The following is a 22,189-nucleotide window of genomic DNA, read 5'->3' on the forward strand; positions in this document are numbered from 1 at the left end:
ATGAAAACGACGATCCAATCCCTGATTGCGCAATACAAGGCCGGCCACCTGAGCGGCGAGCAGGTCGCCCGGGCCCTGGCCGATCTGAAGGCCGGGCAGGCCGGGCGCCCGCTGTCGGCAGGCCAGCAGGGGCTCTGGATCCTGCAGAAGTCCTACCCCGGGATGACTGCCTACAACATCCCCGTGTGCGTGCGGGTGGCGCAGCTGGATGCGCAGGTGCTGCGCGACGCCATGGGCTGGGTCGTGCGCCGGCATCCGATCCTGTCCACCCGCATCCGCCAGCAGTCCGACGGCAGGCTGCTGCAATGGGAGGAGCCCGAGCAGCCGGTCCCGTTCCACGTTCATGACCTCTCGCGCGCCACCGAGGCGGAAGTGATCGCGGCGCTGCGCGCGCAGGCGCGGCAGGTCTTCGCCGTGGAAGACGCTCCGCTGGCGGCGGTGCACGTCTTCGCGCTGGCCGGCGGCGAGGCCATCGTGCTGCTGCTCGTGCACCACCTGGTCTTCGACGGTGCCTCGGGGCCGATCGTGCTCGATGCGCTGTTCTCCGCCTGCGAAACCCTGCGTGACGGCGGCGTGCCGGCGCTGCCGGTGGCAGCCGCCGGCTTCCATGACTTCGTGCGGGACGAGCAGCGCCGGCTCGCCGAAGGGCAGGCTGCGCTGGCGTATTGGCAGGCCAGGCTGGCCGGGCCGCTGCCCGTGCTGCAACTGGCCCGCCAGTCGGCGCCGGTGCGCGACGCGTTTGCCGGTGCCACCCACATGCAGCTGCTTGCCCAGCCGGCCGTCGACCGCATCGTGGCCATGGCCGAGTCGCAGGGGAGCTTCCTGTCGTCGCTGCTGCTGGCGGCCTACAAGGTGCTGCTGGCCGCGCGCAGCGGCCAGCGCGACCTGGTGGTCGGCATGCCGGTCAACGAGCGTCGCAGCCCGGCGCTGCAGCACGCGGTCGGCTTCCTCGTGAACATGGTGCCGATCCGCAGCGTGTTGAACGAGGAACTCGCCTTCGGGCACTTCCTGGCGCAGGTGCAGAAGGACATGATCGACGCGATGGCGCACAGCCATCCGTTCGGCGCGCTGGTGCGTGCGCTGGGATCGTCGCCGTCGGCCGCACGCTCGCCGGTGTTCCAGACGGCCTTCATGTTCCAGGACGTGCTTCAAGGCATCGACGACCGTCCCTATGAACTGGTCGGCGAGCTGCACCAGGAGGGCGAGTACGAGCTGTCGCTGGAGCTGATCCGGCGCCGCCAGGGCCTGGTGCTGAACTGGAAGTACCACCCCGAGCTGTACAGCGCGGAGGACGTCGCGGCTCTGGCCGCGGCCTACGAGCGTGTGCTCGAGGCGGTGGCCGGCGATGCCGGCCGGCCCTTGCGCGAGTTGTTCGCGCTGACCGGAGAGCGCGGCGCGCCGCAGGCGCCGGCGCACTGGGTGCACGAGCAGGTCGAGGCCCAGGCGCAAAGCGCTCCGGACCGCGTGGCCGTCTCCTTCGGCGACCAGGCGCTCAGCTACCGCGAACTCAGCGAACGCAGCACGCGGCTGGCATCGCAGCTGCGCGCGCAGGGCGTGAAGAAGAACGACCTGGTGGCCGTGCTCGCGGAGCGCTCGCTCGACATGGTGGTGGGCTTGCTCGCGGTGCTCAAGGCCGGCGCGGCCTATGTGCCGCTGGATCCTGCCCATCCGGCGGACCGGCTCGCGTACGTGGTGCAGGACAGCGGCGCGCGCGTCGTGCTGGCGCAGGCGGCCTTGCACGAACAGGCGCAGTCGCTGCTGGTCGATGCGCCAGGAGCGGCCTCGGTGATGCTGATCGACGGCCCGGTGGCCGCGCCGCAGTCCCCGCAGTCCCCGCAGTCCCCGCAGGAGCCCGTGGTGCTCGACGGGGAAGACCTCGCCTATGTGATCTACACCTCCGGCAGCACGGGCCGGCCCAAGGGCGTGATGGTCCCGCACCGGGCCCTGGCCAACTTCCTGACGTCGATGATGCGCCGGCCCGGGCTCGGCGCGAACGACGTGCTGCTCGCGGTGACGACCATCAGCTTCGACATCGCCGGCCTGGAGCTGTGGCTGCCGCTGGTTCAAGGCGCGCGCTGTCACGTGGCCGACGCCGCCACGGTGCGCGACGCCAGCCAGCTGATGCGCTGCATTCAACAGGTGAGGCCGACGGTGATGCAGGCGACGCCGGCCCTGTGGACGATGCTGTTCCTGGCCGGCTGGCGCAATGCCGAAGGCGTGCGCGCCCTGTGCGGCGGGGAGGCGATGCCGGCATCGCTGAAGCAGCGCTTCGTCGAGACGAATACGCAGGCCTGGAACATGTACGGCCCCACCGAGACGACCATCTGGTCGACGGTCGCGCAGGTCCACGCGGACCGGCCGGTGTGCCTCGGCGAGCCGATCGGCGAGACCGTGCTGCACGTGCTGGACGACCAGCTCCGTCCGGTGGCCGAGGGCGGCGAGGGCGAGCTGTGCATTGCCGGTGCGGGCGTGGCGCGGGGCTACTGGAACCGCCCGGAGCTCACCGCGCAGAAGTTCATCGAGCACCCGTTGGTGCCGGGCGGCCGCCTGTACCGCACCGGCGACCTCGTGCGCCTGGGCCCGGGCGGTTCGCTGGAGTACCTCGGCCGCATGGATTTCCAGGTCAAGATCCGCGGCCACCGCGTCGAGCTGGGCGAGGTGGAACACCCGCTACTGCAACGCGCGGAGGTGCAGGAATGCGTGGCCGTGGCGCGCGGCGCCGACGGCGAGCGGCAGCTGGTGGCGTACTGCGTGCCGCGTGCAGGGGCGGTGCCGGCCTTCCAGCCGGCGGCGCTGAGGGCCTGGCTGCGCGAACGCCTGCCGCACTACATGGTCCCTGACCTCGTCGTCGCGATCGACCGCATCCCGCTGACGGCCAACGGCAAGGTGGACCGGCAGGCGCTGATGCAACGGCCGGTGGCGCTGGGCGCCGCACCGATGGCCACACCGCCGGCCGGCCGGCAGGCGCTCGAGGCGCGTCTGCTCGAGCTGTGGTGCGAGGTGCTGCACGTCGACGGTGTCGAGCTCGACGACCCCTTCTTCGACGCCGGCGGCAACTCGATGAACGCCGTCGTGCTGGCCGATCGCATCACGGCTGCCTTCGGCGTGCCCTTCACCGCGGGCGAGCTGTTCAAGCACCCCACGGTGAGCGCCCTCGCTGCCTGGCTGCAGCAGGCGCTGCCGGCCTATGCCGGCCTGCTTGCAGCCGTGTGCGCTGCTGCGCCCGCAGCCGGGCCTGCCCACGACGAGGACAGCGTCGCCGTCATCGGCATCTCGTGCCAGTTCCCGGGGGCGCCGGACCTGCGGGCCTTCTGGCGCAGCCTCTGCGAGGGCCGGCAGGCCACGAGGTTCCTCGACGAGGCGCAGTTGCGCGAGGCGCAGGTGCCCGAGCGCCTCATCGGCCGCCCCGGCTATGTGCCGATGCAGCTGGGCCTGGCCGACAAGGACTGCTTCGACGCCGAGTTCTTCAAGCTCTCGCCGAACCACGTCGAGATGATGGACCCGCAGTTCCGGCAGGTGCTGCAGCAGGCGTGGAAGGCGGTGGAAGACGCCGGCCTCGACCATCGCGACATTCCGCGCACGGCGGTGTACGTGTCGGTGGGCAACCACGGCTACCGCACCGAAGGCGACGCCTCGCCGGTCATCGAGGACTCGCAGCAGTACCTGGCCTGGGTGCTGAACCAGAGCGGCAGCGTGGCCGCGATGATTTCCTACCAGCTGGGCCTGGAAGGCCCGAGCCTTTCGGTCCATTCCAACTGCTCATCCTCGCTGAGCGCGCTGGACCTCGCCTTCAAGTCCGTGCGCTCCGGCGCGACCGACTTCGCGCTGGTGGCGGCCGCCTCGGCACGCAGCGCGGAGCGCTTCGGCTACGTGCACCAGCCGGGGTTGAACTTCTCCAGCGACGGCCGGGTGAAGACCTTCGATGTTGCTGCCGACGGCATGGTGGGCGGGGAGGGCGTGGCGGCGCTGCTGCTGTGCCGCACCGGCGAAGCGATGCGCCGGCGCTCCCACGTCTACGGCCTGCTGCGCGGCATCGCCAGCACCAGCGATGGCGGCCAGTCGCCGGGCTTTTTCAGCCCGAGCATGCAAGGGCAGGGCCGGGCCATTCGCCAGGTGTTGCAGGAGACGGGAATCGATCCGTCGACCATCGGCTACGTGGAGGCGCACGGCACGGGCACCAAGCTGGGCGACCCGGTGGAGGTCGGCGCACTGACCGAGGCCTATCGCGAGCACACCGTCGCGCAGCAGTTCTGCGGCATCGGATCGGTCAAGCCCAACATCGGCCACCTCGACACCGCGGCCGGCCTGGCCGGATGCATCAAGGTGCTGCTGAGCCTTCACCATCGCCAGCTGCCGCCGTCGATCAACTTCAGCCAGCCCAACCCCCGCCTCGCGTTGCAGGAGTCGCCGTTCTATGTGACCACGACGCTGGCGCCCTGGACCGCCGGCGACACGCCACGGCGCGCCGCCCTGAACTCGATCGGCATCGGCGGCAGCAACACGCACGCTATCTTCGAGGAATTCGTGGCATCGGCGGCGGCCAACCCGGTACCGCGCCGAACGCACCTGGTGCCGCTGTCGGCACGACGCCGGCCCAACCTGCTGCAGTACGCGGGCGACCTGCTGGAGCGGCTCGCGCCGGCCGACGGCGCTGCCGATGCGCCGCGCATCGAGGACATTGCCTTCACCTTGCAGCGGGGCCGGGTTGCGATGCCGTCACGCGTGGCCTTCGTGGTCGACGACGTGGCGCAGCTGGCGCTGGAGCTGGCCGCTTTCGTCGACGGCCGGGCGTCTGAGCACCGCTTCGAGGGTGAAGCGTTGTCGCGGGCGGGCAGCGCCGGTCAGGAGGGCGACGTGCCGGCCGCCGCGGACCTCTTGCAGTTGGCCCAGGGTTGGGTCGCCGGCGAGCCGCTCAGCTGGCCGGCCTTGCACGACACCACGGCTCGGCGGGTCAGCCTGCCGACCTATCCTTTCAGCCGCACCCGTCATCCCTGGGCCGGGCACCCTCGGCCGGAGGCCACCGGTGCCGCGGCACCGGTCGCGGGCGGCCATCCCTTGATGCAGGGGACGTGCGTGGGCGATGCGCCCTGGCGGTTCCATGCCCGCTTGTCCGGCGAGGAATTCGTCGTCCGGGACCACGTGGTGCTTGGACGCCGCCTGCTGCCGGCAGTCGGTGCGCTGGAGATGGCCTTCGAGGCGCTGCGGCGCTCGATGCCGCAGCCGGCCGGCCCCGGCCACCGACTGGTGCTCAAGCACCTGAGCTGGCTTCGTCCGGTGGCCTTCGACGGTGCCGAGGGCCTGGCGTTGGAACTGTCGGTGCAATGGGAAGCTGCGTCGGGCCACGCACCTGCGTCGGCGACGTTCGAGTTGCGCGGGCAGGGTGCACAGCCGGTCGTTCACATGCAGGGGCGCGCGCAGTTGCACCCCGCCACGTCGGCCCCGCGGGTGGACCTGGCGGCACTGCGCTCGCGCATGTCGCCGCAAGCCGTCGACGGCCAGGCCTGCTATGCCCACATCCGCCGTGTCGGCATCGACTACGGCACCGGCTTCCGGGTGATCGACAAGCTCCACCGCAGCGGACCGTCTGCGCCGCGCGAAGTACTCGCCGAGCTGCGGCTGCCCCAGGCGCTGGCGGCGACGATGGACGAGTACACGCTGCATCCCAGCTTGATGGATGCGGCCATCCACGCGTCGGTGGGCCTGGAAGACGCGCTGCTGGCCGCCGTGGCTGGTGATGCCGTGCCGGTGGAACCGGCCGGCGCGGCAGCGCGCACTGCGGTGCCGTTCGCGCTGGACAGCTTCGAGTACTTCGCGCCTTTCCAGCCCCGCATGCAGGCCTGGGTGCGCAGCGACGCGATGCATCCCGACGAGCAGGATGCCCGCGTGCTCGACATCGACCTGCTGGACATGCAGGGGCGCACTTGTGCGCGGCTGCGCGGCCTGGCCTTCCGTCCGCTGGGCGCGCCCGCGGATGGCGTGGCGCCGCGGGCCTCGGTGTTCAACGCTTTGCAGCCGGCATGGCTACCGCTCCCGGCATCCCCCGCCGGCGCGCTGGCGGTGGACCACGATTCGGCCACCGCCTGGCTCGACCTCCCGCCCGCCTGGGCCGGCGAGCTGCGCGCCCACCCGGCCGCGAGCGTGGCGCTGCCTGCCAACATCAGCGAAGACGAGATCCGCGACCACTTGGCACGACTGCCGGCGATCGACCACCTGGTGTGGTTCGCGCCGCCGGCCGGCCTGGGGGTGGCCGGCGACCTGCAGGCCATGCGGGCTGCGCAGGCGCATGGCCTGCGCCGGCTTTTCCGCATCGTCAAGGCGGTGCTGGCCCTGGGCCATGGCAAGCGTGGGCTCACGTGGACGGTCATCACCTTCGGCACCCAGGCGGTGAACCAGCGCGACGCGGTGGATCCCACCCATGCCGGCGTGCACGGCCTCATGGGCAGCCTGGCCAAGGAGTACGGCCAGTGGCGCATCCGGCTGCTGGACCTGCCGGCGGACGCATCGCCGTCGCTCGCTCTGCCGGCCCTGCCGGATCGGCAGTCCCCGGTGGCGTCCGGCGAGACGCTGGCATTGCGCGATGGCCGCTGGCACCGGCAGCGCCTGCTGCCCGTGCAGGCGCTGCCAGAGGCCGCGGCGCTGCCGCAGTGCGGCAGCGTCCAGGTGGTGGTCGGCGGAGCCGGAGGCATCGGCGAGGTGTGGAGCCGGTTCATGGTGGAACGCCACCAGGCAGGCATCGTGTGGATCGGCCGGCGTGCTGCGGACGAGGCGATCGTTGCGAAGCTGCAGTCGCTGGCCGAGTTGGCACGCCGGCACGGTGCGCCCGAGCCGATGTACGTGCCGGCCGATGCGGCGGACCTGGCCTCGCTGCGCGAAGCACATCGCACGATTCGGCAGCGCCATGCGCGGGTCGACGGCGTGGTGCATTCGGCCATCGTGCTGGCCGACCGCAGCGTGGCCCACATGGACGAGCAGCGCCTGCAACTCGCCCTGGCCCCGAAGGTCGATGCCAGCATCCACCTCGCCGAAGTGTTCGCGGAGGAGCCGTTGCAGCAGGTGCTGTTCTTCTCCTCGCTCGAAGGCTTTGCGCGCTCGCCGGGCCAGGCCAACTACGCCGCCGGCTGCACCTTCAAGGATGCGTTCGCCCAGGCGCTGGCGCGGGTGCGCGGCGCCCGGGCCGCCGCCGCCGGGTTGCCGGCGCCGGCCGTCAAGACGGTCCACTGGGGCTACTGGGGCACCGCCGGCGTGGTCAGCGATGCCGCCTACCGGCAGCGCATGGCGTCGGCCGGCATCGATTCGCTCGATCCACGGCAGGCGATGGAGCAGCTCGAGCGCTTCGTCGCCAGCGGCTTCGGCCAGCTGGCATTCGTGCAGACCTTCGGCCATGAGCCGCTGCAGGCCTGGTGCGGCGACGAGCAGGTTCTCGTCGCACCGGCCGCGGGGCCGTCCGTGCTGCAGGCATGCCGGGCGGCGACCCCGCCCCGCCACGAGGCGGTGGCGCAACTGCTGCCCGCGCTGCCCCAGCCGCGGATGCTGGATCTGTCGCGCCGACTCCTGGCGGCGACCCTGCGGGACATCGCGGGCGACGGACGCTCGCTGCGCGTGCAGGGCGGCCTCCTGCCGAAGTACCAGCGGTGGTTCGACGAAAGCCGTGCCGAGTTGCAGCGCAGCGGCCTCATGCTCGGCGACGGCACTGGGTCGCCCGAGGCGTTCGCGCTGCGGACGGACGACCTCTGGACGCAATGGCACGCGGCGCGGCCGCAGTGGGTGCAACAGGAATTCCAGCGCGGCCAGGTCGACTTGCTGGAGCGCTGCCTCGCAGCGATGCCCGAGGTGCTGGCAGGTCGGCGCCCGGCCACCGACGTGCTGTTCCCCGGCGGTTCGACGTCCGCGGTGGAAGCAATGTACCGCCACCACCCGGTGGTGGACCACTTCAACCTGCAACTCGGCGACCTGGCGGCGCAGGCCGTCGCTGCCTGGCGGCAGCACGATCCGGCGCGCCGCGTGCGCATCCTGGAGGTGGGTGCGGGCACCGGCGCCTCCACGCGGCGCGTGCTGCAGGCGCTGAGGCCGCTGGCCGGCGCCATCGAGGAGTACTGCTTCACCGATGTCTCCAAGGCCTTCCTCTTCGCCGCGCAGGAGCGGCTGGCCGCGGAGCATCCCTTCCTGCGCACCCGGCTGTTCGACGTGTCGCGGCCGGGGCAGCCGCAGGGCGTGGCGCCTTGCAGCTACGACATCGTGATCGCGACCAACGTGCTGCACGCCACGCCGGACGTCGCGCGCACGCTGCGCCACGTGAAGGCGACGATGCGGCGACAAGGCCTGCTGCTGCTCAACGAGATGAGCAGCAATGCGCTGTTGTCTCACCTGACCTTCGGGCTGCTCGACGGCTGGTGGGCCTGCGACGACACCGCGCTGCGGTTGCCCGGAGGTCCGCTGCTGGCACCCGCGCGCTGGATCGACCTGCTGGCCGACGCGGGCCTCGCGCCAGGCTGGCTGCCCCATCCGGAAGCCCATGCCCTGGGCCAGCAGGTCATCGTCGCGGAAAGCGATGGCATCGTCCGCCTGCCGCACGAGGGCATGCCGGCCGCAATGGCGCCCGCCGCGATGGCGCCGGCCGCTGAGGCCGGCACCGACGATGCCGCGCTGTTGCGCACCCGCACCCAGGCCCACCTGGGCGACATCGTGGCGCGCGCCCTCAAGCTCGAGCAGGTCGACCCGCAGCGCGACCTGGCCGAGTACGGGCTCGACTCCATCCTGGTCGCGAACCTGAACAACGCCCTGGCGCAGGACTTCGACGATCTGCCGAGCACGCTGTTCTTCGAGATGAAAACGATCGATGCCCTGGTGGACTACTTCGTCGTCTGCAAGCGGCCGGCGCTGATGGAACGGTTCGGCCTGCACGAGCGTGGCGAAGCCGCTGCCGGGCAGGTCGCCGGGGCCCCGCTGCAGGACGCCCTCCATGCGCGCCTGAGGCGCGTGGTCTGCGAGGTGCTGAAGATGTCCGAGGCCGAGCTAGCGCCGGAGCGCAACCTGTTCGACTGCGGTCTGGACTCCATCCTGGTCACGCAACTCAACAACCGCCTCGCGGGACCCTTCGAAGGGCTGGGCAGCACCTTGTTCTTCGACTGCCCGACGATCGCGGCCGCCACCGAGCACCTGCTGCAGCACCGTGCGGCCGAGGTGGTGGCCTGGGTGGGCGCCACGGTGCCCGCAACGGCGGCTGCGTCCCCCGCGACCCTGCAACGGGCCGCCGCGGCGGCCGCCGGCGTCTGCGCGGCAGCGCAGCCGGCGAGGCCTGCCGCATCGGTGCGCTCGCGCGACGTCGCGATCGTCGGCCTGGCCGGGCACTTCCCCGGTGCGCAGGACGTGCAGCAGTTCTGGTCGCAGGTGCGCGATGGCGTGGACTGCGTCAGCGCCTATCCCGCTGATCGCTGGTGGTGCCCGCCGCGCGCCGGCGAGCAGCGCTGGGGCGGTTTCCTGCGGGACGTGGCGTGCTTCGATGCCGCCTTCTTCGGCATCGACGACACGCTGGCCGCCTTGCTGGACCCGCAGGAGCGGCTGTTCATCGAGACCACCTACCACGCGATCGAGGACGCCGGCTACACGCCCGCCACGCTGGCCGACAGCCGGCGCGTGGGCGTGTTCGTCGGCGTGATGAACGCCACCTACAGCCAGCGCGTTGCCTATTCCTCCATCGCCAACCGCACCTCCTACCTGTTCGATTTCCAGGGGACGAGCCTGGCGGTCGACAGCGCCTGCTCCTCGTCGCTGACGGCCATCCACCTGGCGCTCGAGAGCCTTTACAGCGGCGACAACGACTGCGCGATTGCCGGAGGTGTGAACCTGATCCTGGACCTCGACCACTTCGACCTGCTGTCGGAGATGAAGCTGCTGTCAGCCGGCCGCGAGTGCCGCGCCTTCGGCGAGCGGGCCGACGGCTTCGTCGCCGCCGAAGGGGTCGGCTCGGTCGTGCTGCGGCCGCTGGACGACGCACTGGCCCGCGGCGACCAGATCCATGGCGTCATCAAGGCCAGCGCCGTCAACGCCGGCGGACGCAGCAACCGCTATGGCGTGCCGAACCTGCATGCGCAGCGCGCGCTGGTGGAGCGGGCGCTGGACAAGGCCGGCATCGACCCGGCCACCATCGGCTACGTCGAGGCGCATGGCACGGCCACGCTGCTCGGCGACTCGATCGAGGTGTCGGCGCTCGGCCGGGCCTACGACCGCGCCGGCCGGCGGCCCCGCGGGTCCTGCCCAATCGGGTCGGTGAAGTCCAACATCGGGCACTGCGAGAGCGCCTCCGGGATGGCGGGCCTCATCAAGGTGCTCATGCAGATGAAGCACGGGCAGATCGCCCCCTCGCTGCATGCCGAGGAACTGAACAGCGGCATCGTCTTCGGGCAGACGCCGTTCTTCGTGAACCGCTCGCTCGCGCCATGGCCGGCGCAGGACGCGCAAGGCCGCGCGGTGCCGCGGCGCGCGGCGGTCTCCTGCTTCGGCGCCGGCGGTGCCAACGCCCACCTGCTCGTCGAGCAGCACGTCGCACCCGCCACCGGCCATGCCGAGGACCCGGCCGATGGCGCGTGGCATGCGGTGCCGCTGTCGGCTCGTCATCCCGAGCGGCTGCGCGAACTCGCGCGGCGCCTGCTCGCCTTGCTGCGCCAAGGCGGCCCGGTGCCCGCGCTGCGCGACGTGGCGTACACCTTGCAAGTGGGCCGCGAAGCCCTGCCGGTGCGTGCCGGCTGGCTGGTGCGCTCCATCGACGATCTGTGCGTCAAGCTCGCGGCCTTCATCGACGGCGACGCATCGGCGCCGGCCAGCGACCTGCGGCAGCTGTCGCGCTCCAGCGAGACGGAGCGCCGCTGGCATGCCGAGCAGGCCGCCTGCATCGAGCGGCACGACATGCCGGGCCTGCTCGCGCTGTGGCTCCAGGGCGCCGAGGCGTCCTGGCAGGCCATGGTGCTGGGCCCTCGGCCGCGCCGCGTCAGCCTGCCGGGCTATCCGTTCGAGAAGACGGTGCATTGGCACCAGCCGCCGCAAGGCGGCCCCGCCCGGACAGGCGCCGGTTCGCGCGCAGCAGCCGAGGGCCGGCAGCCGTCCCGCAGCTCGGCGCCGGCGGCTCCGCTGGAGCGCGTGCGCGCCTGGCTGGCGGGTGAACTCGGCCGCGGCCTGGGCATCGAGGCCGGGGAGATCGATGCCGGGCGCGACTTCGTGCAGTCGGGCCTGTCGTCGCAGGCGCTCGTGCAGCTGGCCCGAGAGATTCGCCGGAAGCTGGAGCCGGACTTCGATGCGGCAACGCTGTTCGAGCACGCCACGCTGGACCGCCTGGCCTCGCATCTGGTGAACGAGCGCGGCGTGGACGCCGCCTCCCTCGACGTGGACGACACCTCGCCGGAGGCAGGCGTCGCCCCGGAGGTTGCGGGTCGCCATCCGCTGTCGCAAGGGCAGCAGGGCTTGTGGATGCTGCAGAAAACACATCCGGCCACCACCGCCTACCACGTGCCCTTGTGCCTGAGGGCTCGGGATCTGGACACCGGCCTGTTCGCCGAGGCCTTCGCGTTCGCGCTGCGCCAGCATCCGGCGCTCGACGTGGTGGTCGCCATCGCGGAAGGCCGGTTGGTGCAGCAGGCCTGCGGGCAGGCCGCGGGAGTGCCGGAGCACGATGCCCGTGCGCTGGACGAGCCGCAGGTGCTGGAACGTATCCGGCGGGACGTGCTTCGTCCGTTCGACCTGGAGCGCGGCCCCCTGTGCCGCGCCGCGGTCTATCGCCTGGGTGACGGCAGCGCGCTGGTGCTGATCGAGGCCCACCACGTCGTCATCGACGGCGCGTCGCTCGCGGTGCTGGTTGGCACCCTGGAGCAGGCGTATGACGCCCTGGCCGCCAGACGGCAGCCGCAGGCGCGGCCGGAAGCCGCGAGCCACGCGGACTTCGTCGCCGAGGAGGCGCGGCTGTTGGCGTCCGGGGAAGGGCAGCGCCGGCTCGCGCACTGGCGCCGCCGCCTCGAAGGGGCCATGCCGCTGGCGCTGCACACCGATCACCCGCGGCGCGCCGCGCACGCGGTGCATGGCCGCAGCCGTGCCACCGCGCTGCCGGTGGCGCTGGGCGAGGCGCTGCGGCGCTTCTGCGAGGCGCAGGCGCTCTATCCGTCGACGGTGTTCCTGGCGCTGTTCCAGGTGCTGCTTCGCCACTACACGCAGCAGGAGGACGTGGTGGTCGGCATGCCGGCCAGCGGCCGGCCCGGCCCGCGCTTCGAACGCACCGTGGGCTACTTCGTGAACATGGTGCCGGTGCGCAGCCAGGTGGCCGCGGAGCTTGGCGTGCAGGACTTCTGCCGCGCGTTGCAGCGCCAGCTGGCGCAGGACCTGGCCTGCGCCTATCCGCTGCCGGCGCTGGTGCGCGAGCTCGGCCTGGCACAGGCCGACGGCAGCGCCCCGCTGTTCAACGTGGCCTTCATGGTGCAGGACTGGCACGAGGACCGCTCCTCGGCGGCCGCTCGATTCGAGCACCTGCCGGGCGTGCAGCAGCAGGGCGAATACGACCTGGTGCTGGAGGTGGTGCTGCCGGCCCAGGCCTCGCAGCCCATCGTGCTGAACTGGAAGTACGACCCTGGACTGTTCGAGGACGAGACGCTCGCGCGCCTGCACCGGCATTTCGCCGTGCTGCTGGAGATGGTCATGCAGCGGCCGGACACGCCGGTCGCCGCTTGCGAACTGGTGTGCGCCGAGGAACGCCTGGGACTGGTCCGCGACCGGAATCGCACCGAGGTCGCCTACCCCGCCCACATGACGACGGCTTCCCTGTTCGCGGCCCAGGCGCAGCGCACGCCGCAGGCGCCGGCGATCGTCTTCGGGGAACAGGCGCTGCGCTACGGCGAGCTGCACGCACGAGTCGAGCGGCTGGCGGCGGGGCTGCGCCGGCGCGGCGTCGGGCCTGGTCGCCTGGTGGCCGTGTGCATGGAGCGCTGCACCGACCTCGTGGCAGCCCTGCTCGGCGTGCTCCAAGCCGGCGGCGCCTACATTCCGCTGGACCCGGGCTACCCGCGCGAGCGGCTGGTCGACATCCTCGGCGACGCGCGACCGCAGGTGGTGCTGACGCAGCAGGCGCTGCAGGCGTCGGTGCGCGGCATGTGCCGGGACGCGATGGACGGCCGTGACGACGTGGTCGTGGCGATGGATGGCGAGTGGATCGAGCCTGCGTCGCAGGCAGGCACGGACGCCCGACTGGCGGCCACGCCCGACGATCTGGCCTATGTGATCTACACCTCCGGCAGCACCGGGCGCCCCAAGGGCGTGATGGTGTCGCACCGGGCGCTGACCAACTTCCTCTGCTCGATGGCCCGCGAGCCGGGCCTGGCGGCCACGGACCGCTTGCTGGCGGTGACAACCCACAGCTTCGACATCGCGGCGCTGGAGCTGTTCCTGCCGCTGGTCGCCGGCGCGGTGTGCCACATCGCCGACGCCGCGACGGTGAAGGACGCACAGCGTCTGAAGTCGCTGGTGGAGGCGGTGCGGCCGACCGTCATGCAGGCCACGCCGTCGGCCTGGAGCATGCTGTTGCATGCCGGCTGGCGCGATGGGCAGGGCCTGCGCATCCTCTGCGGCGGCGAGGCCATGAGCGAGCCGCTGAAGGACCGGCTGCTCGCCACCGGGGCCGAGGTGTGGAACATGTTCGGGCCCACCGAGACCACGGTGTGGTCGCTGGTGGAGCGCGTGCAACCCGGCAAGCCGGTGAGCATCGGCACGCCGATCGCGAACACCCGCGTCTACGTCGTCGACCCGCAGGGCCGCCTCAGCCCCAGCGGCGTGCCGGGCGAACTGTGCATCGCTGGCGACGGCCTGGCGCGCGGCTACCTGAATCGGCCGGAACTGAGCGCCGAGAAGTTCTGCGCGGATCCTTTCGTGCCCGGTGCGTCGATGTACCGCACCGGCGACCTCGTGCGCTGGGCGCCCGACGGTTCGCTGCAATACCTGGGGCGCATGGACAGCCAGGTGAAGGTGCGGGGCTTCCGCATCGAGCTGGCCGAGATCGAGACGCTGCTGCTGGCCCACCCTGCCGTGCGCGACGGCGCGGTGGTGGCCAGGGCACAGGGAGAGAACAAGCTGCTGGTGGCTTACTACACCCCCGAGGGCGATGGCGCGGACGGCGCGCAGGCCCTGCAGCAGCACCTGGCGGGCCGGCTGCCCGACTACATGGTGCCTGCCTTCTTCATCCAGTTGGAGGCGCTGCCGTGCACGCCCAACGGAAAGGTCGACCGCAAGTCCTTGTCGGAGCGGCCGCTGCGCCTGCACGGCGACGCCGACGCGCCGGCTTCCACGCCGGCACCGATGGCGCCGGCCGCAGCGGTGGCCCTCGACGAGGTGCTTGGGCTCTGGCGCGAGGTGCTGATGGTGGAGGACATCCGTGCGTCCGACGGCTTCTTCGATGCCGGCGGCAGTTCGGTGCTCGCCGCCGTGCTGGCGGAGCGGATCGCGCAGCGCTTCGGCGTGGTCTTCACCGCGACCGACGTTTTTCGCCATCCCACCGCGGCCCAGGTGCACGCGCGGCTGAACGCCTTGCGCGCCGTGCCGGCAGCGGCCTGCCGGACGGCGCCGGCCGCGCGGGCCAGCGTGCCCTTTGCGCAGGAGCTGCAAAGCACGCAGGGCGCACCGGGGATGCAAGACGCGCAGGGTGCGCGGGCCCCGGCGCACGCCTCGGGCGCCGCAGCCGATGCATCCGCGACCGGCCTGCAAGGGGCCGTCGCGATCGTCGGCCTGTCGTGCGAGGTGCCGGGGGCGCGCAACCATCGGGCGTTCTGGCGCAACCTGCTCGCCGGCCACGAGAGCGTGACGCTCTACACCGCGGACGAATTGCACGAACGCGGGGTCGCGCCCTGGCTGGCGGCGCATCCGCGCTTCGTGCCGGTGCAATCGACGATGGCCGGCAAGGCCTTCTTCGATGCCGAGTTCTTCGGCATCTCGGCGCGCGATGCCGAGCTCATGGACCCGCAGGCCCGGCTGCTGCTGCAGAACGCGTGGAAGGCCGTGGAAGACGCGGGCTACCTGGCCGAGGACATCGCCGACGCGGCGGTGTACCTGTCGGCGTCCAACTCGCACTACCTCGCGCCGCTGGTCCACGACCTGCAGCACAAGGATTCCGAGACGCTGGTGCGCTTCATGCTGTCGCAGCCGGGCACCTTTGCGGCCATGGTCTCGCACCATTTGCGCCTCAAGGGCCCGAGCCTCTTCGTGCACAGCAACTGCTCGTCCTCGCTGGCCGCGCTGGCGCTGGGCTGCCAGGCCATCGCGTCGGGCCAGGTGCGGCATGCGCTGGTCGGCGGGGCCAGCATCTACGCCCACGACAGCATCGGCTACCTGCACGAGGAGGGCATGAACCTTTCGGCCGACGGCCACTGCCGTGCATTCGACGCGCAGGCCAGCGGCATGGTGGGGGGCGAGGGCGTGGCCGTCGTGCTGCTGAAGGACGCCGCCGCGGCGCTGGCCGACGGCGACGCCATCTACGCCATCGTCCGCGGCGCCGCGATCAACAACGATGGCGGTGACAAGGCAGGGTTCTATGCCCCCAGCGTGGCCGGCCAGACGGCGGTGATCCGCTCGGCGCTGGCCCGCGCCGGCGTGGACGCGTCCACCGTGCAGTATGTCGAGGCCCATGGCACCGGCACGCGGCTGGGCGACCCCATCGAGGTCAGTGCGCTGGCCGAGGCCTATCGCGATGCGCGGGCCGTGGGGCTGGGTTCGGTCAAGAGCAACCTCGGCCACCTGGACGCGGCGGCCGGCCTGGCCGGCCTGGTCAAGTGCGCCTTGGCCTTGCGCGAAGGGCAGGTCCCGCCGTCGATCCATTTCCGCACGCCCAACCCGCAGGCGCGCTTCGAGGCCACGCCGTTCCAGGTGCTGGACCGGGTGACGCCTCTGCGCAGCGATGGCGGCCCGGCGCGGGCCGCGGTGAGTTCCTTCGGCATCGGCGGCACCAACGTGCATGCCGTGCTGGAGGCTGCCCCCGCTGTGGGCGGCGGCGCGCAGGCTGGCGGTGCCCGGCTGGTGCCGCTGTCGGCCCGCAAGCCGGCCAACCTGCGGTGCATGGCCCGCGAGCTGGCCGATGAGCTGCAGCGTGGCATGGACAGCGGCACGGCGCCTCGTTTGGCGGACGTGGCCTTCACCTTGCAGGTGGGCCGCCTCGCACAGCCGGTGCGTGCGGCCTTCGTGGTGCACGAGCTGCCCGAGCTGGTCGCGGCGCTGCGTGGACTGGCCGGCGGGCATGACGCCATGGCGCCGCCGCAGTCGCTGGCCGAGGCCGGCCTGCTCGACGACGAGGACCGGCAGCAACTGGTTCAGCGCTGGATATCCGCAGGCCGGCTCGACAAGCTGGCGCGCTTCTGGCAAGCCGGCGGCACCGTGCACTGGGCCCGCCTCCATGGGCCGCATGATCGCCCGCGCCGTGTGAACCTGCCGGCCTACGCCTTCAGCGAGGACGCCCACTGGATCGCCCGCGAGGTGCAGCCTGTGTCGGCCGCCCAGGACACCATGGTGAAGCCCTCGGAGGCAACCCTGTTCGAGGAGCGCTGGGTGGAGGCACCCTTGCCCGAGGGCGTGCAGGTGGCCGCCGCACAGGGCCGCCGCGAGCGCATCGTCTGCCTGTTCGACGACGCGACCGGGCGGCAGCACCTGCGCCAGGCGTTGCAGGCCTTGAATCCGCAGGCCGAACTGCTCTTCCTCGCGCAGGATCCGTCAGCGGGCGCCGAGGCGGGATGCCTCGCCGTCGAAGGCGGCGAGCACGGGCTGGACACGGCGCTGCAGACCGTCGCCCGCGACGGTGCGCAGGTCGATGCCGTCTATTGGCTGGGTCCCGTCCAGGATGCCGGCTGCCTGCACGACCTGGCGTTCCCGGGCGTGCTGTTGCGCGCATTGCAGCGCGCCGGGCTCTCGGCCGGCCAGGTGCTGCTGGCCGGCAGCTTCACCGATGCGGTCGAGCAGGCGCTGCTGGATGCGCTGGTCGGCTATGAGCGCTCCGTCGCCCGGGCGTGGCCCGGGAGTGTCGTGCGGGTGCTCATGCACGCCGGCACAGCCACGCCCGAGCAATGGGTTCATCTCCTGCACCGCGAGCTACACCATGGAGGGCACGCCAGCGTGATGGTGCGTGACGGGCGCCGCCTGGCCTGCCGGGTGAGGCCGATGGACGGCGCCGCGCCGGGCACCGGCTTCGCGTTCAAGCGGGGCGGCACCTACGTGGTCACCGGCGCCTTCCGCGGCCTCGGCCGCCGGGTGGCCGAGCACCTGGCGCGCCGCTACCAGGCAAAGCTGGTTCTGCTGGGCCGGTCGGTGCCGGGCGAGAAAGAGCTCGCCTGGATCGCCGGGTTGGCCGACGCGGGCTGCGAGGTGCAGCACGCCTCGGTGGACGTGGCGGACCTGCAGGCCTTGCAGGCGGTGCATGCCGCGCTGCCGCCGGCCTGGCGACAGGTCGACGGAGTGCTCCACGTCGCCGGCGTGGACCAGCCGGCCTCACTGCTGGAGCAGGATGCCGCGGCGTTCGAGCGCGTGCTGCGCCCCAAGGTGCCGGGCACGCTGGCCCTCGAGCGCGTGTTCGGCGCGCAAGGGCAGGCCCTCATGTGCGCCTTCTCGTCGTCGGCTGCCGTGCAGGGCGACTTCGGCGGCTGCGACTACGCCGTCGCCAACCGCTTCCAGTGGGCCTATGCCAGGGCCCTGCGCGAATGGCAGGGAGAGGGCAGCCGCATGGTGGCCATCGGCTGGCCGCTGTGGGAGGAGGGCGGCATGGGCGCGGCCACGCGCCAGCGCCTGCAGCCACAGGCGCTGCAGGCCTACCTGGCCGCGAGCGGCCAGGCCCCCTTGCCGACCCGCACCGCGCTCGCGCTGCTGGAGCGCCTGCTGGGCGAGGGCCATGTGCAGCCGCTGGTGATCAACGCCGACCCGGTGCGTGCCGGCGCGCTGCTGAAATCCACTGGCGGGATGGCACCTGCCGTGGCCGGACCAGCCGTGGCGGCGCCCGTCGGCGATCCCCTGCAGCAAGCCCTCGCGGCCGAACTGCATTCGCTCGCGCAGCAGCTGCTGAAGCAGCCGGAACAGGCGCTGGACGAAGACCGTCCGTTCGTCGACCTGGGCTTCGATTCGATCCGCCTGATGCAGCTGGCCACCCGGATGTCCGAACGCCTGGGCGTGAAGCTGCTGCCGGCGCTGTTCTACGACCACCCCACCATCGGCCAGATCGCTGGCCACGTGGCCGCGGTCCACGCCGAGGCGCTGGCCGCCCGGTGGCCGGCGGCGGCATTGCGCGCGCCGCAGGAGCCGGCTTCGGCGCCCGCCGGGGCGGGGCAGGACGGCACGGCGCCGCCCGCGCCGGCCTCATCGCCTTCCAAGGAGCACGCGACGGCCCTGCATGAGCCGATCGCCATCATCGGCATGAGCGGCCTGTTCCCGCAGGCGGATTCGGTGCCGGCGTTCTGGCAGATGGTTGCCGGGCAGCAGCACGCGGTGGGGCCGGTGCCCGCGGCCCGCTGGGGCTGGCATGCGGCCGACAGCACGTCGGAGCTGCGGTGCCGGTGGATGGGCTGCCTCGATGCGGTCGACGCCTTCGACGCGCAGTTCTTCGAGATCGCGCCGAAGGAGGCCCGCGTCATGGACCCGCGCCAGCGCCTGCTGCTGCAGGAGGCCTGGAAGGCGCTGGACGATGCGGCCCTCGGGCCGCAGCTGCTCGGCGAGCGGCGCGTCGGCGTCTTCGTCGGCGTGGAGCAGGGCGACTACCAGTACCTGGTGCAGGACGGCGGCAACGTCACCTCCAACCATGACGGGGTGCTGGCGGCCCGGCTGTCTTACTTCCTCGACTTCAAGGGGCCGGTGATGGCCCTCAACACCGCGTGCTCCTCGGGCCTGGTGGCCTTGCACCAGGCGTGCATGAGCCTGCGCCAGGGCGAGTGCGACATCGCCGTCGTCGCCGCAGCCAACCTGCTGTGCACGCCCGGCGCCTTCGTGGCCATGGATCGGGCCGGCATGCTGTCACCCAGCGGCCGCTGCCGCACCTTCGACCGCCACGCCGACGGCATGGTGCCCGGGGAGGCCGTGGTGGCGCTGGTGCTCGAGCCGCTGGCCCGGGCCCAGGCCGAAGGCGACCCGGTGCACAGCGTGGTCGTCGCCAGCGCCATCAACTGCGACGGCCGCACCAACGGCATCACCGCGCCCGCCGGCCCGGCGCAGCAAGCGCTGCTGGAGGACATCTACGTGCGGCAGGGCGTGGACCCTGCCGGTATCGGCCTCGTGGTGGCCCACGGCACCGGCACCCGGCTGGGCGACCCGGTGGAGGTGCAGGCGCTGAACGCGGTGTTCGGTCCGCGCATGCCGCCCGGCGCCCGCTGCGCGCTGGCATCGACCAAGACGCACGTCGGCCACACCTTCGCCGCCTCCGGGCTGGTGAGCCTGGCCGCGCTGTCGCAGGCGCTTGCGCACGGCGTGTTGCCCGCCAGCCTGCATTGCGAGGAGGAGAGCGACTACATCGAGTGGCGCGACAGTCCGTTCTACGTGAACAAGAAGGCCGGCCCCTGGCCGACGGCTGCGGGCCGGCGCCGCATGGGCGGTGTCAGCGCCTTCGGCATGAGCGGCACCAACGCGCACGTGGTGCTGGCCGAAGCGCCGGCACCTGCGGCCCTGGCCGCTGCGGCAGCGTTGCCGGCGTACCTGCTGCCGGTGTCGGCCAAGACCGAGGCCGCCCTCGAACGCGCGCTGGCACGGCTGGCCGGCTGGCTGCAGGAGACGGCGCTGCGCGACGAGGACCTGGCGCGTTTGAGCCATACCTTGTGGCATGGGCGCCATCACTTCCGCCATCGCAGCGCGATCATCGCCTCCAGCGTGCCGCAAGCGCTGCAGCGCTGGTCGGACCTGCGCGCGGGCCAGGACGATGCCGGGTGCTTCCGGGCCTCGGTGGACCGGTCCTTCAAGCCGAGCGCGGCGTCGCACGAAGCCGTCGATGCCCTGCTGGCGCAGGCCGGCGCCGGTTCCCTGCCGCGGCCCGCCCACGAGGCGGCCCTGGCGGAGCTGGCGCGCTGGTACGTGCAAGGCCATCCCATCGATGCGGCGCGGCTCCATCCTGGCCGTCCGCTGCGCTTGCGCCTGCCGGCGTATCCGTTCGCGGCGGACCGGCACTGGGTCGACGACCGCTTGCAGGCGACCCGGGACGCAGCAGCCCCGGCCACCGCTGCCGATGCGGCGCTCGGCCACAGCCAGCCCGCTGCCGTGCAGGCCGACAGCCGGGTCGCGTCGAAGCAGCCGTTGCAGCGGCGGCCCACGCCGCACGCAGATGAATCGGCGCCCATGCCGCAGGCCGGCAAGCCCGCGCGCCAGCCGTTGACCCTTGCCGACCCTGCGACCAGCGACTGGCCTGCGCCCTCGGGCGCGGCTGCGCCGGGGGCCAAGCCCACAGGCATCGGCCTTTCACCGCTGCCCGAGGCGCCAACCCTCACGGGCGGTGCGCTGCGCCCGCACGATGTGCTGGAGGACCTGAAGTCGGCGGCCGACATCGGCTTCGGCGGCATGGTCGCCACGCTCAACCGCACCGGCGTGATGGTGGAGTGCCTCATCCCGTATTCGTCGGACTTCGCCGACTACGCCGGGCACGGCGACGCCGAGGTGCTGGACCTCGGATGCGCCTACGGCGTCGCGACCATCGCGGCGCTGGAGTGCGGCGCCCGGGTGATGGCGGTGGACATGGCGCAGGCCCACCTCGACATCCTGGCGCAGCGCGTCAGCGACGAGGCGCGGTGTCGCCTGTCGCTGATGCAGGGCGTGCTGCCCGACATCGACTTCGAGCCGGGGCGCTTCGCGGCGATCCACGCCAGCCGCGTCCTGCACTTCCTGCGCCCGCAGGATGTGCAGCTGACGCTGCGCAAGATGTTCAGCTGGCTCAAGCCGGGCGGGCGCATCTTCCTCAGCTCGGACTCGCCGTACTTCGGCTACTGGGCGGCCAAGGCGACGGAGTACGAGCAGCGCAAGCGCCAGGGCGATCCCTGGCCCGGGTTCATCGACGACGTCCAGGCGCATTTCCCGCCCGCCGACGTGATGGGCGGGCCGAACCAGATCAACGCCCTCGACCCGGATGTCTTCACGCGCGAGTGCGAAGCGGCCGGCTTCGTCGTCGAGCGTGCCGACTTCTTCGGCGCGGTGGGCGTCGATCGCCAGGCCCACCTGGCGCCCGGGCCCGACATGGAGCATGCCGGCGTGATCGCCGTCAAGCCGGCGGGCCGCCGGGAGCCGCCTGCCGGCCCGCGGTTCGCCACGTCGCGCGACGGCAATGCGGTGCGCCTGGAGGTGCGCGGCAGCGGCGAGACCGCCCTGGTCTTCATCCACGGCCTCGGCTGCGACGGCAGCTACTGGGACGCGCAGGTGCAGCATTTCGCCAGCCGCCACACGGTGCTGTGCCTGGACCTCGCCGGCCACGGCGGCTCCGGCCGCGAGCGCGCGCGCTGGACGGTCCAGGCCTTCGCCGACGACGTCGCCGCGGCGATCGAGCACGCCGGATTGAAAGAGGTGATCGTCGTCGGCCATTCGCTGGGCGGCCCGGTGATGCTGGAGCTGCCGGCGCGGGTGGGCGCCCGGGTGCGTGGCCTGGTGGGCGTCGACACGCTGCACAACCTCGAGCCCCGGCCGATGGACCCGGCGCGGCTGGACGCCTGGCTCCAGGCCTACCTCGCGCATCCGCTCGACCTGCGCGAGATGTTTGCCGCGGGCGTCGACCCGGCCCTGGTCGAGCGGGTACGGCGCACGCGCGCCGCCACAGGCGCCGAGGTCATCCATTCGGCGATGCGCGAAATGATCCTCTACATGCAGGCGCTGCCGCCGCGGCTGCCGGGGTCGCTGACCTTGATCAACTCGTCCGGCTGGATGCCCACGAGTTTGGACACTGCCCGCCGGCGCGGCGTGACGGTGGAGCTGCTTGACGGCGTGGGCCATTTCCCGATGCTGGAGGCGCCGCAGGCGCTCAATGCCCTCATCGAGAAAGCCATCCGGCCGTTCCTGAAAGACGAATCAAAAAACGGGGAGATGCTATGTCCAGCCTGATTGCCAACGACAACCAACCGATCCACAAGTACTTGCGCGAGACCCTCGCACAGGTGCTCGACAGCGACCTCGCGCGCGCCGGAGATGACCTTCCGCTGGTGGAGTTGGGGCTCGATTCCGTGCCCTGCGCGGCCTG

The 22,189-nt window shown here is 72.2% G+C and carries 2 protein-coding genes (1 of these 2 running past the window's edge); both read left to right on the plus strand.

The window, feature by feature from the left end:
* A complete protein-coding gene (locus AC30NL_RS10675; RefSeq protein WP_489463982.1) occupies window positions 1-22,053 on the plus strand; it encodes an amino acid adenylation domain-containing protein in 22,053 nt (7,350 codons plus the stop codon).
* Window positions 22,041-22,189, plus strand: the 5' end (the start) of a protein-coding gene (locus tag AC30NL_RS10680) for an SDR family NAD(P)-dependent oxidoreductase (protein ID WP_489463983.1). It continues 10,867 nt past the right edge of the window; the window shows 149 of its 11,016 coding nt (coding positions 1-149); its start codon is at window positions 22,041-22,043; the stop codon falls past the right edge of the window. The genes AC30NL_RS10675 and AC30NL_RS10680 overlap by 13 nt, the downstream gene beginning before the upstream one ends.

The organism is Rhizobacter sp. (genome assembly GCA_021153565.1).
Lineage (GTDB): Bacteria > Pseudomonadota > Gammaproteobacteria > Burkholderiales > Burkholderiaceae_C > Albitalea.

Excerpts from the sequence above, each read along its gene's own strand:
- AC30NL_RS10675 (WP_489463982.1), top strand. The coding sequence starts at position 1 with ATGAAAACGACGATCCAATCCCTGATTGCGCAATACAAGGCCGGCCAC.